The following is a 13,546-nucleotide window of genomic DNA, read 5'->3' on the forward strand; positions in this document are numbered from 1 at the left end:
GGAGGTGCCTTGCGAATGAAGGAAAAGAAACGTATGGCTGTTAATGAAGGAGCAGGAACCAAGATTATACCTATACAATGGGACGCTACGTTTTTTTTCGAGCGCGCGGTTCGTTCGCTGGATCGATATCATTACGACAAGGCACTGAAGTATTTTCGCAGAGCCGTCGAGTATGAACCGGAAAATCCTGTGAATCATTGCAATATGGCGGGCATTATGTCAGAGATGGGCAATTACAAGGAGTCCAATGAGATTCTGAAGTGGATCATTGAGGAGCTTGACCCGGAGATGACCGAATGCCACTTCTATATGGCGAATAACTTTGCCAATATGGAAATGTACGAATTGGCCGAGCAGTCGCTGGTCCAGTATTTGCAAGAGGATGCGGAAGGGCATTATTTGGATGAGGCGGAAGAGATGATGGGGCTGCTCCAGTATGAGCTGGAGAGACCCGCGCCGTTAAAAAATATTAAATCCCGTCAAGGGATGATTGAGCACGATCAAGCACGATCGTTGCTGGAGGAAGGGAAGTTTACCGAGGCTGTTCGCATTCTGGAAGAGATTGCGGAGCAGCAGCCCGACTTCCTTGCAGCACGCAACAATCTCGCGCTGGCGTATTATTATATGGGATTATTCGAAAAGGCCAAGACTTGTATCCAGGGCGTATTGGAGCATGAGCCGGGCAATCTTCACGCCTTGTGCAACCTCGCGATCTTCTATCAACATGAGGAAGATATCGAAAGCTTGAAAGGGCTGACCGCATTGCTGGTCAAAACCGTGCCGTTCCATCAGGAGCATGCATTTAAGTTGGCGACCACAATGGGAATACTAGGGGAGCATGATGTCGCTCGCCGTCACTTCATGAGATTGATCAAAGACGGGGAAGCGCAACAGGACCCATGTCTGCATCATTATGCGGCTGTGGCTGCCTTTAATTCAGGACGGCTGAATGACGCTGAGCGTTTATGGAGGGGAACGATGAAGCTGGATCCCGCCTCTGGTGTGGCCCATTACTACTTGGAGCAGCTTCAGCTCATCCGCAGCGGAGAAGCGGCCTCGCCCCTAAGCTATCATTACCATCTGCCGTTCGAGGAGCAGTTCAAGCTATGGGAGAAATCAACGGATGGGATGCCAGATCATCTGAAGCGCGATCCGCTTGTTCGTTCGTCCTTCTTCTGGGCGCTGCGTCATGGCGATAAGCATACGAAGCTGCAAGTAATTCAAGCTTTCGGCATGATTGCCGATAATGAAGTGAAGGATGTGCTTCGCGCATTCCTGTTAGAGCCGGAGGAAGACGATTATTTGAAAAAGATTGCGGTGTTCGTGCTTCGTACGATGGGCGTTCAGGAGCCGCTTCAAGTTGTGCTGGAGGGTAAGGAGACGGTCATTGAGCCGAACCGTGTACCGTCCAGACTGCCGGAATGGGATGATAAGTGGGAAGCGGTGGCCCAGGCGGCTATTAGCCGCATGAGCAAGCATTATGATCTTGTTCAGCAGCATGATATGATGACCCTATGGGTTGAATTTCTAACCAGGGTCTATCCCAATGTTCCAAAGCTCGCGAAGCCGGAGGGGTGGGCGGCAGCACTGGAATATTTGACAGCCAAGATGCATCGCCGCGCGATATCTTATCATGAGGTATCGCTTCGATACGGAACCTCCATAGCAACGGTTAGCAAGCATGTGAAGCTGATCGACGAGGCTTGCGGCATTAAGGAGAAGATGAAGTCCATCAACTCTGTATTTTTCTCGCAGCAACCAAAAGAAGACTAATCTGATCATGAGGTGAAGCAGATGTACAAATCCATTATTATCGGTACGGGTCCTGCTGGACTGACGGCTGCTATCTACTTGGCGCGCGCCAATATGAATCCGCTTATTATCGAAGGACCTGAGCCGGGCGGCCAACTGACAACTACGACGGATGTGGAAAATTTCCCAGGCTTCCCGGAAGGCATCATGGGACCGGAGCTAATGGACAATATGCGTAAACAAGCGGAGCGCTTCGGCGCGAAGTTTATCACGGGCTGGGTGAACAGCGTGGATATGTCGCAGCGTCCATTCAAGCTTCAAGTAGAGGGACAAGGCGAGATCGTAGGCGAAAGCCTGATCATCTCTACCGGCGCTTCCGCGAAGTATCTTGGCATCCCAGGCGAGAAGGACAATGTGGGCAAGGGCGTCAGCACATGCGCGACATGCGACGGCTTCTTCTTCCGTGGGAAGAAGATTATCGTAGTAGGCGGCGGCGACTCCGCGATGGAGGAAGCCAGCTTCCTGACTCGTTTCGCGACGAATGTCGAGCTGGTCAATCGCCGTACGGAGCTGCGGGCATCGAAGATCATGCAGGATCGCGCACGCGAGAATGAGAAGATCGGCTGGAGCCTTAACCGCACGCCGGTTGAAGTTGTGGCGAACGGTATGGGCGTTACTGGCCTGAAGGTCAAGAACAATGAGACGGGCGAAGAAGAAGTCATCGAGACGAACGGCATCTTCATCGCGATCGGCCATACGCCGAATACGAAGTTCCTCGGCGGCCAAATCGACACCGATGAGCAGGGCTATATTCAAGTAAAGCCGGGAACATCCGAGACGAATGTGCCGGGCGTGTTCGCTTGCGGCGACGTGCAGGACAACAAGTATCGCCAAGCGATTACAGCAGCAGGCAGCGGCTGCATGGCGGCGCTCGACTGCGAGCGTTTCCTGGAGGGGCATGTTACGCACGATTGGAGCCAATCGCTTTAAGTTATTGAAGCAAGCGGAAAGGACTGCGGGGTTGATTCCAATCCGGCAGTCCTTTTCATATACAATTGAAAAATCATCTCTCCTCCCAATTGTTAAGTGTTACAATATTTGGAGAAGGGAGTGGGGTGATGCTTGTAACTTCAAGGCGGATGATGATCGGAGTCGTCGTTTTATTAATGGTAGTCATGTTACCGCAATGGATAAATGAATCGAGGGAACAAGAGGTTCCAAGCTTGAACGCGGAGCAAATCGAGAGTCTAAGAGTAGAGTACCCTTTGTATAACCAAATGCCTCCACTATATGACGGAAGATTGCCGAGTTTTGAAGAGATCGTCCATAGATCAGAGTCGTTGGTCTTAGCAGAGGTTGTTCAAGCTTTGTCTGATACGGAATTCGTGTTGTCGAATCCTCTAGCAGATAATCCTGAATGGAACGAAAAAAAGACACGATTGGGCCTTGAGGACGCGGTTCTCGCATACGAGCGCTATGAACTAAGCGTGATCCGGTTTATCGCAGGCAAGGAGATAGAAGGGCGCTTCATCCTTCTTAGCCTGCCATGGAATAGTGGGTATGAGCCACAGTACAAACCAGGGATGAAGGTTATTCTGCCATTAGGTCCGGAGAGTGGGGATCGGGCTGGGATGTATAGCACATCAAAATTCGGGTTTTTTTATGTAATAGATGATACGAATGTCCTGACTGCGGTTGAACACAGCTCGATCGATCGATGGAACGGGGAGCCTGTCTCTAAGGTGATTCAAGCGATACAAGAAATGAAGAAAACATGATGTCAGCGGGGTATTCGCACCGTCGGCGTCTGCTAGAGCGAGAAGGCTCAAGAGCGTCTCGGATTCGGTGTGAAAAGGGTTGTTTTGCGATGTGAAATGTCAGCTGTAATGCGGCAAATGGGCTCTTTTTGCAAGAGTTCGGAGTGTTGGATTGCGCTTGACCGAAGCGGTTACAACGCTTATAGTTGGAACAGAGAACGTTAACTTTATGGATGAGGTGGCTTTGTCATGTCTGAGAAGATTTACATTGGAGTCGATGTCGGCGGTACTACGATCAAGGTAGGCATCTGCGATGCGGAGGGACATTTGCTCCACACGTTTGAAGGGCCGACAGGAACAGGTAAAGGAACGGACGTCATCCTTCATAATATTGCGAATTATGCACGGGAGATAGTGAAAGAGTCGCCTTTCGAATGGGAACAGGTTGAGGGTGTGGGCGTAGGTATTGCCGGCTTCCTTGATATCCCTAGAGGCTTTGTGAAGTTTTCTGCAAACCTATACATTGAAAATACGGATCTGAGAGGCTTCCTGGAGCAAGAATTGCAGAAGCCGATCAAGGTCAATAATGATGCTAACGTGGCGGCGCTTGGCGAAGCATGGGCAGGAGCGGGCAAAGGCATCGACAACTGCGTATGTTATACGCTGGGTACTGGCGTAGGCGGAGGCATTATTATCGGCGGCCGTATCGTAGAAGGCTTCGCAAGTATGGCGGGCGAGCTTGGCCACGCCGCAATTGTGCCTGATCTGGAAGCGATTCAGTGCGGCTGCGGCAAGATGGGCTGCCTGGAGACCGTATCCTCCGCTACGGGTATTATCCGTATGGCGAAGGATGCCGTAGAGCGCGGAGATCGTACGACATTGTCGAGTCTTGAAGTGATTACGGCAAAGGATGTTGTCGATGCAGCCAAAGTCGGTGACGAAGTGGCGGCACGCATCGTGAGCCGTGCAGCATTCTATCTGGGCAAATCGATGGCGACGCTTGCTATCTTGCTAAACCCGCAATATTTCATTATCGGTGGCGGCGTCTCCAAAGCAGGCGACTTCCTGTTCGACCAAATTCGTGAAGTATTCGAGAAGTACACACTGGAGCAGGCTAAGGAAGGCGTGAAAATCGTTCCGGCTACGCTGGGCAATAACGCTGGCATTGTTGGAGCGGCAGGACTTATTCTAAGAGGATAGTAGGTGTCTCTCATGGAATCGACAGCAACATTGGCGAAGCTTGTCATAATTACCGGTATGTCGGGTGCGGGCAAAACAATCGCTGTCCAGAGCCTTGAGGATCTCGGTTTCTTCTGTGTTGATAATCTGCCTCCGGTACTCATTCCGAAGTTTGCAGAATTAATCGAGCAGTCAAATGGTAAGATAGGAAAAGTAGCGCTCGTGATTGATCTTCGCGGCCGGGAGTTTTTCACTGCGCTGGCGGAGTCGTTGGCGTATATTAAAGAACATCATACGATCAGTTGTGAGATTCTGTTCCTGGACGCGACGGACGAGGTGCTGGTGCAGCGTTATAAGGAAAGCCGTCGCCGTCACCCGCTTGCGCCGCAAGGCTTGCCACTCGACGGCATTCACAATGAGCGTCGTTTGTTGGAGGACTTGAAGGGTTCTGCCTCGCAAGTTATAGACACAAGCATCCTGAAGCCGCTTCAATTGAAAGAGCGGATTATTAATCATTTTACCCATCTGGAGCAAAGCAGCTTGTCGGTCAATGTGACCTCGTTCGGCTTTAAGTACGGTATTCCAATCGACGCCGATCTGATCTATGATGTTCGATTTTTGCCGAACCCGCATTATGTGGAGCATCTGCGCCCTAATACGGGACAAAATCCGGATGTTTATGAATACGTGATGAAGTGGCCGGAAACCCAACAGTTTCTGACCAAGCTTCTTGATATGCTGCAATTCCTGATACCTCTCTACCGTAAGGAAGGGAAGAGCCAAGTAGTGATTGGCATTGGCTGTACGGGCGGAAAGCACCGCTCCGTCGCCATCGCGGAATATTTAGGCCGCATGCTTGGCAGCAGCGATACGGAGCGGGTGCGTGTCAGCCACCGCGATTCCGAGCGAGATAAGCACTGACACGGGGTGAGAGTATGCAGACCATACAGAAAATAGTCAGGCGTCCCAAAATTGTCGTGATCGGCGGCGGTACGGGACTGTCTGTCATGTTGCGGGGGTTGAAGGAGAAGCCGCTCGACATTACAGCTATCGTCACGGTAGCCGATGATGGCGGCAGCTCGGGTATTCTGCGCAATGAGCTGCAGATTCCTCCCCCTGGAGACATCCGTAACGTTCTGACGGCGCTTGCGGATGCGGAACCACTTCTTACTGAAGTACTCAAGTATCGGTTCCCCCACGGTACTGGGCTGGCGGGGCATAGCCTTGGCAATTTGATGCTGGCAGCGATGACGGATATCTCTGGAGACTTCGTGTCGGGCATCCGTCAACTCAGCCAGGTGCTTGCGGTCAAGGGACGAGTGCTGCCTGCCGCAGAAAGAGCCATTGTGCTGAAAGCGGAGATGGCTGACGGGACGATTATTACGGGGGAATCGAGGATTCCGAAGGCGGGTCAAGCGATTAAGCGTGTGTTCCTGGAACCGGCTGACGTGGAACCGCTGGCTGAGGCAGTCGAGGCGATCGAGAGCGCAGATGCGATTCTGATCGGCCCAGGCAGTCTCTATACGAGTATTATGCCGAACCTGATTGTGCCGAAGCTGGCCCAAGCAATCGTGGAGTCGGAAGCAGTGAAACTGTTCGTCTGCAACGTCATGACACAGCCTGGCGAGACGGACAATTATTCAGTCAGCAATCATTTGGATGCGATTCATGCGCATATCGGTCATCATTTATTCGATTATGTTATTGTGAATGACGGTGAAATTCCGCCGCAGGTGGAGAGCCAGTACGCGGAGCTGGGCGCAAAAGCGGTTCATCTCGACATGGCAGAGGTTGAAAGCAGAGGCTATAAAGTAATTGCCGACAGGCTTGTGCTGTTTCGAAAGTTTCTGCGCCATGACGCGGAACGTTTAAGCCATCATATTTATAAGCTAGTGGAGAACTGGATGTTAAGAAAGAGGTGAGGAAGAATGTCTTTTGCGGCGCAGACCAAGAAGGAACTGACGTTAATCGAATCGGACAGCTGTTGTGAGCGTGCCGAGTTATCGGCCCTTATCCGGATGAACGGTTCGGTCAGCCTATCCAGCCGCAAGGTCGTTCTGGACATCTCGACGGAGAACGCGGCCATTGCCAGAAGAATATATACCTTGATCAAAAAGCATTTTGACGTGCACGTAGAGCTTCTTGTTCGCAAAAAGATGCGGCTGAAGAAAAATAATGTGTATATCGTGCGTATGCCGACTCAAGTGCAAGAGATACTTAGTGAGCTTTGCATCGTATCCGAAGGTTTTATGTTCAACGACGGTATCGATAGGGATATCGTACGTAAGCCTTGCTGCAAGCGATCATATCTGAGGGGAGCATTCCTCGCAGGGGGTTCGGTCAACAATCCGGAGGGCTCTTCTTACCATCTGGAGATTTCATCGATGTATGAGCAGCATTGCGGCGCGCTTGTGGACCTTGCGAATAAGTTCGATCTGAATGCGCGATGTATTGAACGCAAGAAGGGTTTCATCTTCTATATCAAAGAAGGTGAAAAAATTATCGAGCTGCTCAACATTATCGGAGCTCATCAAGCGCTGTTCAAATTCGAGGATGTACGAATTATGCGCGATATGCGCAACTCGGTCAATCGGATCGTGAACTGCGAGACGGCGAATCTGAACAAAACGATCGGGGCAGCCGTAAGACAAATTGAAAATATCAAGCTGCTACAGAGGGAGATTGGACTGGAAAGCCTGCCTGAGAAACTGCGTGAAGTGGCGGAAATCAGACTTCAGCATCCGGATCTGAACCTGACAGAAGTGGGCGAGATGCTTCGCGGGAAGGTCAGTAAATCCGGTGTCAATCATCGACTTCGCAAAATCGACGATTTGGCTGAAAAAATCCGAGGCGGTTCAACTTTTGCCTAGTGCAACGGCTTGTATGATGATATAATAAGGTGTAATTGGCTTATATTAATCAACATTTCCCATGTGATAAAGCTTTTAGTAAAATATAGGGGGTAAGATTTCCATGACCAAGCTTCCGGTTGTCGTTCGTCTGAAGACGGGGCTTCATGCGAGACCAGCAGCGTTATTCGTACAAGAAGCGAACAAATTCTCCTCCGAGGTATTTGTAGAGAAAGACGATAAGAAGGTTAACGCCAAATCCATTATGGGGATTATGAGTCTGGCAATCAGCTCTGGCACAGAAATTTCAATCAGCGCAGACGGGTCGGACGCGGAACAGGCTGTAAACGCTTTAGTCGCCCTTGTCAGCAAAGAGGAACTGGATAACCAATAAGAGGAAAGAAGTGGCTTTGTCGCATGACTTGTTCGCGCGCCCAAAGCGGCTTCTTTTTTATTTGAACGTCTGTTTACCGGTAAAAGCAAGAAGCCTCTCCTTACACCCAAGTCGTCGATATCTCGCAAGCATAAGCTTGGCGTAGATTGTCGTCTGGGAGTTGAGGAAAGGCTTCTTTTTTAACGTCCATTTATATGTTGGCGTATGGTTGTGTGGATATGCTCTGATGTATGTTCAAATGCGTGCTGTTAAAGGCTTAGTTATCCAGTGTCTCAAGAATGTTTTTCAGTTTATCTGCGGACTGGGTAAAGAGATCCTGTTCTTGATCGGTTAGGTCCAGTTCCAGCGTGGAGCGAATACCGTTGCGGTCGATGATGCAAGGAATACCCAAATAGGTGTCTGATACGCCGCGGTAGTTCTGCAGCAGTGTCGATACATTCAACACGGCGCCTTCATCGTCCAGAATCGCTGTACAGATGCGGTCCAGAGCGAGAGCGATGGCATAATAGGTTGCTCCTTTGGCCTGAATGATTTGGTAAGCGGCGTCCCTCGTATTGACGAAGATTTCGTTCTTGTCCTCAGCGCTAAGCTGCAGCTCGGTTCCGGCTACATTGGCCAGGCTCCATACGGGCAGCTCGGAATCGCCATGTTCGCCAATGATATGCGCATGAACGCTGCGAGGATCGATATGCAGCTTCTGGCCGATCAGATAGCGGAAGCGCGCGCTGTCGAGTAAGGTGCCGGAGCCAATTACGCGATTGGCTGGCAAGCCCGACTTTTTCCATGATCTGTAGCTCATAATATCGACTGGATTGGATGCGATGAGTAAGATCGCGTCTCTAGTATGAAGCAGTACTTGGTCAATGATGCTATCGAAGATGGCAATGTTGCGCTTTAGAAGGTCGATGCGCGACTCGCCAGGCTTTTGAGCAGCCCCAGCCGTAATGATGATGATGTCGGCCGATGCGCAATCTTCATATGTGCCAGCCCATACTTTGGCTCCGCCGAGATAAGGCATGCCATGGTTCATATCAAGCGCGTCGCCGGCTGCTTTATCGGCATTGGCGTCAATGAGCACCAGCTCATCCATTCGGTTGCGAAGCAGCAATGTGTAAGCAGTAGTGGATCCTACGGCCCCCGTACCAATAATAACAATTCTAGATTTCTTCATTTGCAATAGTCTCCTTTATTCCTCTATAAAAGGTTTATTCACGTAGTAGTACATCGCCGCCATAAGCAGGCTTCCCCCGATCAGATTGCCGATTGTGACCGGTATTAGGTTGTGCAGGATGCCGTCCAGCGATATTGTTCCCGGCTGCTCTAATACGAGCGCGATGGCGAAGGTACACATATTCGCAATGCTATGCTCATAACCGGAGATAAAGAAGCAGAATACGAAGAGCATCATGGCGAACATTTTGGCGCCATCGCCCTTCAGCCCCATGGGCACGAAGAAGGCTAGACAGACTAGCCAATTACACAAGATGGCACGGAAGAACAGCTCAAGCATGGGCGTATGCATCTTTTTGTCCACGACTTCCAGCAGAAATCCGTTTACGTTCGGGTCAGCGAATAGCCCTGTTGCCCAGATTAGAAAGGCAAATACGACAGCGCCAAGAACATTGCCGCCGTAGCTGAGAAGCCACAGCTTGGTGGTATCGCTCCAACGCATCTTTTTCCGCAAGGCGGCGTAGCTGTAATAGAAGGTGTTGCCGGTAAACAAATCGCCTCCGCCATAGCTGATCAGAATGATCGCTGTACCGAATGTCAGGGCGGCCATGGGATAGGTGAGTGGAGAATGCTCCACGTAAAAGAAACTGCCTGTCTTAAAAGCAACGATTACGCCGAATCCGATAAACATGCTGGCCAGCATGGAACGTGACAGGTAACGCCACAGGCTTTGGCGGAAAATGCGCAGCTTCTTCAGGGCAAGCTGTTCCACCTTGAGCAGCGCTTCGATCTCCATAAGTACTCCTCCTGTCTATCTCTTTGTTGCATCTGTCGTGTGTTGCTGTGAAGTCAATATAGCATGCGCAGGAATTGGAAGGATGTGATAAAAGTCACTATCGGTGAGGAAGAAATGGAGGGGGTGGAGTGATATTAGGCTGTGTGCCCGGAAAATACCCTTGCGAGAAGCGACAAATTGTAGGAAGTGGCTGGAGTAGGCAGCCAGGAAAGCCTAATTATGTGAAAGTGGCTGGAATGGGAAATTAGTGGTGCGAGGAACGCTTAATCGAGTGAAGTAGCTAGAATGGGCAATTAATGGTGCGAGGAACGCTTAATCCTATGAGAGTAGCTGAAACGAGGATTTACCGCTGAGGGATGCGATAGAACTGAAGAAACCTCCCGACCACAAAAGTGGAAGGGAGGTTTCTTGGCAATTAAATCAATTAGACCTTCTCGATGACTTTGTCGACTAGGCCATACTCTTTGGCTTCGGCCGCACTCATGAAATAGTCGCGGTCGGTATCTTGCTCGATACGGCTGAGCGGCTGGCCGGAGCGATCCGCCAGGATGTTGTTCAGCTTGTCGCGCATCTTCAGGATGCGGCGAGCGCGGATCTCGATGTCGCTGGCTTGACCTTCGGCGCCGCCAAGCGGCTGATGGATCATAACCTCGCTGTTCGGCAGCGCATAACGCTTGCCTTTCGCGCCTGCCGTCAGCAGGAACGCGCCCATGGACGCGGCCATACCTACGCAGATCGTCGATACATCCGGCTTGATGTATTGCATCGTATCATAAATCGCCATTCCGGCTGTAATGGAACCGCCAGGGCTGTTGATGTATAGGGAGATATCTTTATCCGGGTCTTCCGCTGCCAGGAACAGCATTTGCGCAATGATGGAGTTGGCTACCACGTCATTCACGCCCGAGCCTAGAAATATAATGCGATCTTTCAACAGGCGGGAGTAAATATCATATGAACGTTCCCCCCGATTGCTTTGCTCAATAACCATAGGCACAAAATTCATTTCGAACCAATCCTCCTTCGTCTACGTAAAAGCATGAATCTAAAATTCGTATTCCTATCATAACGGATCCAAATTAAAAAGTCAAAGATGGTCAAAGAAATTGATTTTTCAGGCTGCCGTCCATTGTTAACCTATCATTAAACCTCTTTTTGTTCTGTAAAGTAGGTACCGTTTTGCAAATCATCCACGAACCGCTGCAGCCACTCATAATAGCCCACGGCATGCTTCAGCTTGTGCAGATCCTCCAGACATAGCTTCCGCTCTTCCTCAGACGTATCGAGTTCAAGGATCATCTCACTGAGCTTAGGGATAACCGCTTGGATCGCCCCCAGCATAACATCGATCTCCCGTTGAAGCTTGAAGGTGAAGAAGGATTGGAACGCTTTGAAGAAATCTGTCTCCGCAGCGTACAGATCTTTACGATCCTCTTTTTCATTCAGCTTGCTGATCATTTTGGATTCTGTTAACGATCTGACCGCGTAGCTCATATTGCTTTTGCTCATATTCATACTTGTCTGCATGTTCTCCAGCGTCATCGGCCTGTCTTCGAAAAACATGATGCCGTACAATTGGCCGAACGTATAGTTGACGCCATACAAATCCATCGTCTCCGCGATTGCGTCAATGACCTGCGCTCTCCATTCTTCACGGGGGGACAAGGGCTCCTTCATCTGTCCAAAAGTAGCTTTTCTCACAACTTCTCCTCCACCTGCTAATCATTCTTCTCTCATTTTTGCTTTTACATAATCTTTACGTCAATTTAACGCAGGAATAACCATTCTCCTCACAAATGAACGTACAATTATTTTTGAACAGAGGTGTTGATGATGACTTATCTATCAATATCCTATCATAAATTAAACTATTTTTGAACGAAAAGGGAGGATCCATGAAACGATTCAAACTTGCAGGCGATCTGAAGGCATTCCTGTTTACTTTGCCCGCTTTGGCGCCTCTGACACTATTCTGGTTTATCCCGCTTGGGTACGTCGTGTACCTCAGTTTCATGGAATGGGATTTCATGAGTCCGGACAAGCTGTTTGTCGGCTTGGACAATTATCGGTATCTGTTTCAAAATCCGGCATTCTATCAGTCGCTTCGGGTGACACTGTGGTTCTGCTTGGGCAGCGTTATTCCAAGTATGACACTCGGGCTGCTGCTGGCCTTACTGCTAGGCGGACAAGGAAAGGGCGGGGCGCTTTACCGCACGATGATGTTCGCTCCATGGGTGACGCCTACGGTGGCGGTATCGATCGTATGGTCATGGATTTACGAGCCGGAGGTGGGACTCGCCAACAGCATGCTGAATCTCATCGGCCTGGACGGCGTTGGCTGGCTTAAGGATCCCAACTGGGCGCTACTCGGCGTTCTCATCATGACGGTGTGGAAATCGGCGGGCTGGTGCATGATTTTCTACTTGATCGCGATTCGCAACGTTCCCGCTGATTTGCTGGAAGCGGCTGATTTGGACGGAGCGAACAGATGGAGGAAATTCCGCAGCGTGACGCTGCCGCTTATTTCTCCGACGACCTTCTTCCTCGTCATTGTTCAATTGATCGCGGCCATTCAAACGTATGACCAGATTAATATTTTGACGCAGGGCGGACCATCGGGTTCCACACGGACCCTCTTGTATCTCTATTATCAATCAGCTTTTACTTCCTTCCAGATTGGCGAAGCGTCTTCAGTGGCGGTGACCATCATCTTCGGATGCGGAGCCTTGTCTCTGATTGCGTTCATGGCGGGAAGAAAAACGGTTCATTATCATTAATCATTTTGAAAGGGGCAAAAAAATGCCGTACAACAGAGTTTTCTTTAAGATTCTTCGGCATCTGCTGCTGGCGGCTGCAGCAATCATAATGGCGTTCCCGTTCTATTGGCTGGTGATGAGCGCCTTAAAAACGAATGACGAGATCTGGCAGTTCCCGCCAGCGCTATGGCCGGATACCCCTTTGTGGAGCAATTTTGTGGACGCCTGGCAAGCGGCGCCGTTCGCGCAATATTTGTTCAATAGCATCTTTGTCGCAGGATCGATTGTAGTCATTCAAGTGATCAATTCCGGCATGATGGCTTATGCCCTGACGCATATGAAGTTTCGGTTAAAAGGCGCCATGACGATGATGATCCTCATTGGTTACATGGTACCGGCTACTGCGGTGTATTTGCCGGGCTACATTATACTTGGCAAGCTACAACTGTTGGACTCCTATGGAGGGTTGATTTTATCGAACTGCGTAAGCGTGTTTTCGATTTTTTTGATCAGACAAGCCTTCTTGCAAGTGAATCATGAGCTGGTTGAGGCGGGACAGATTGACGGAGCCTCGCATATGCGGATTTTGTGGACGATTCTTGTTCCGCTGACGCGCTCCTCCTTCGCTGTACTCGCACTCATAACCTTTATCGATCAATACAACAACTACTTCTGGCCGATGCTCATTACGCGCAATCCCGATCTCCAGCTCATCTCGGCGGGACTGCGGAGCTTCTTCGTGGAAGGAGGTGCCTACGGACTGAAGTGGCCGCTTATTATGGCAGCCAGCGCATTCACAATCGCGCCTCTGCTCGTTCTGTTCTTGTTGACGCAGAAGCTGATTATTCAGAGCGTTAATCTGACGGCGGGCTCAAGCAAGGGATAGTGTCAAG

14 protein-coding genes are annotated in these 13,546 nt (G+C 50.2%); 10 read left to right on the top strand and 4 right to left on the bottom strand.

Going from position 1 to position 13,546, the window contains the following annotated elements; translation table 11 throughout:
- The first annotated feature begins 15 nt into the window (after positions 1-15).
- From DX130_RS16470 to DX130_RS16505, 8 genes are all read left to right on the top strand, one after another.
- Positions 16-1,773: a tetratricopeptide repeat protein gene (locus DX130_RS16470; RefSeq protein ID WP_116047291.1), complete on the top strand. Its 1,758-nt coding sequence runs from the start codon at positions 16-18 to the stop codon at positions 1,771-1,773.
- 21 nt (positions 1,774-1,794) lie between these two features.
- Entirely contained in the window at positions 1,795-2,742 is a 948-nt protein-coding gene (gene trxB / locus DX130_RS16475; protein WP_116047292.1) for a thioredoxin-disulfide reductase, read from the top strand.
- A gap of 125 nt (positions 2,743-2,867) precedes the next feature.
- Positions 2,868-3,530, top strand: coding sequence for a hypothetical protein (locus tag DX130_RS16480; RefSeq protein ID WP_133297941.1), 663 nt, complete (start codon positions 2,868-2,870; stop codon positions 3,528-3,530).
- A 228-nt stretch (positions 3,531-3,758) separates the two neighbouring features.
- Positions 3,759-4,709: an ROK family glucokinase gene (locus tag DX130_RS16485; protein ID WP_116047295.1), complete on the top strand. Its 951-nt coding sequence runs from the start codon at positions 3,759-3,761 to the stop codon at positions 4,707-4,709.
- Between the two features lie 12 nt (positions 4,710-4,721).
- Positions 4,722-5,609, top strand: a complete 888-nt coding sequence (gene rapZ, locus DX130_RS16490; protein WP_116047297.1) for an RNase adapter RapZ — start codon at positions 4,722-4,724, stop codon at positions 5,607-5,609.
- Positions 5,610-5,623: 14 nt separating this feature from the next.
- Positions 5,624-6,610 (top strand): gluconeogenesis factor YvcK family protein, encoded by a 987-nt coding sequence (locus tag DX130_RS16495; RefSeq protein WP_116047298.1) that lies wholly within the window; start codon positions 5,624-5,626, stop codon positions 6,608-6,610.
- A 6-nt stretch (positions 6,611-6,616) separates the two neighbouring features.
- Positions 6,617-7,558 (top strand): DNA-binding protein WhiA, encoded by a 942-nt coding sequence (gene whiA, locus DX130_RS16500; RefSeq protein WP_116047299.1) that lies wholly within the window; start codon positions 6,617-6,619, stop codon positions 7,556-7,558.
- Between the two features lie 103 nt (positions 7,559-7,661).
- Positions 7,662-7,931, top strand: a complete 270-nt coding sequence (locus tag DX130_RS16505) for an HPr family phosphocarrier protein (RefSeq protein WP_116047300.1) — start codon at positions 7,662-7,664, stop codon at positions 7,929-7,931.
- Positions 7,932-8,187: 256 nt separating this feature from the next.
- On the opposite strand, the gene DX130_RS16510 is transcribed toward DX130_RS16505, so the two are convergent.
- The 4 genes from DX130_RS16510 to DX130_RS16525 form a co-directional block, all read right to left on the bottom strand.
- Positions 8,188-9,102: an L-lactate dehydrogenase gene (locus DX130_RS16510; RefSeq protein ID WP_116047301.1), complete on the bottom strand. Its 915-nt coding sequence runs from the start codon at positions 9,100-9,102 to the stop codon at positions 8,188-8,190.
- A 15-nt stretch (positions 9,103-9,117) separates the two neighbouring features.
- Positions 9,118-9,897, bottom strand: a complete 780-nt coding sequence (locus DX130_RS16515) for a formate/nitrite transporter family protein (RefSeq protein ID WP_116047302.1) — start codon at positions 9,895-9,897, stop codon at positions 9,118-9,120.
- Positions 9,898-10,321: 424 nt separating this feature from the next.
- A complete protein-coding gene (gene clpP, locus DX130_RS16520; protein ID WP_116047303.1) occupies positions 10,322-10,903 on the bottom strand; it encodes an ATP-dependent Clp endopeptidase proteolytic subunit ClpP in 582 nt (193 codons plus the stop codon).
- 137 nt (positions 10,904-11,040) lie between these two features.
- Positions 11,041-11,574: a GbsR/MarR family transcriptional regulator gene (locus DX130_RS16525; RefSeq protein ID WP_116047810.1), complete on the bottom strand. Its 534-nt coding sequence runs from the start codon at positions 11,572-11,574 to the stop codon at positions 11,041-11,043.
- Positions 11,575-11,792: 218 nt separating this feature from the next.
- Here DX130_RS16525 and DX130_RS16530 point away from each other — a divergent pair, with 218 nt between their 5' ends.
- Complete coding sequence (locus tag DX130_RS16530; RefSeq protein ID WP_116047305.1) at positions 11,793-12,674, top strand: carbohydrate ABC transporter permease; 882 nt, start codon at positions 11,793-11,795, stop codon at positions 12,672-12,674.
- Between the two features lie 22 nt (positions 12,675-12,696).
- Positions 12,697-13,539 carry a carbohydrate ABC transporter permease gene (locus DX130_RS16535; protein WP_116047306.1) on the top strand — a complete coding sequence of 281 codons (843 nt, stop codon included), beginning with the start codon at positions 12,697-12,699 and terminating at the stop codon, positions 13,537-13,539.
- Positions 13,540-13,546: the final 7 nt, after the last annotated feature.

It is taken from the genome of Paenibacillus paeoniae (assembly GCF_003388735.1).
Taxonomy (GTDB): domain Bacteria; phylum Bacillota; class Bacilli; order Paenibacillales; family Paenibacillaceae; genus Pristimantibacillus; species Pristimantibacillus paeoniae.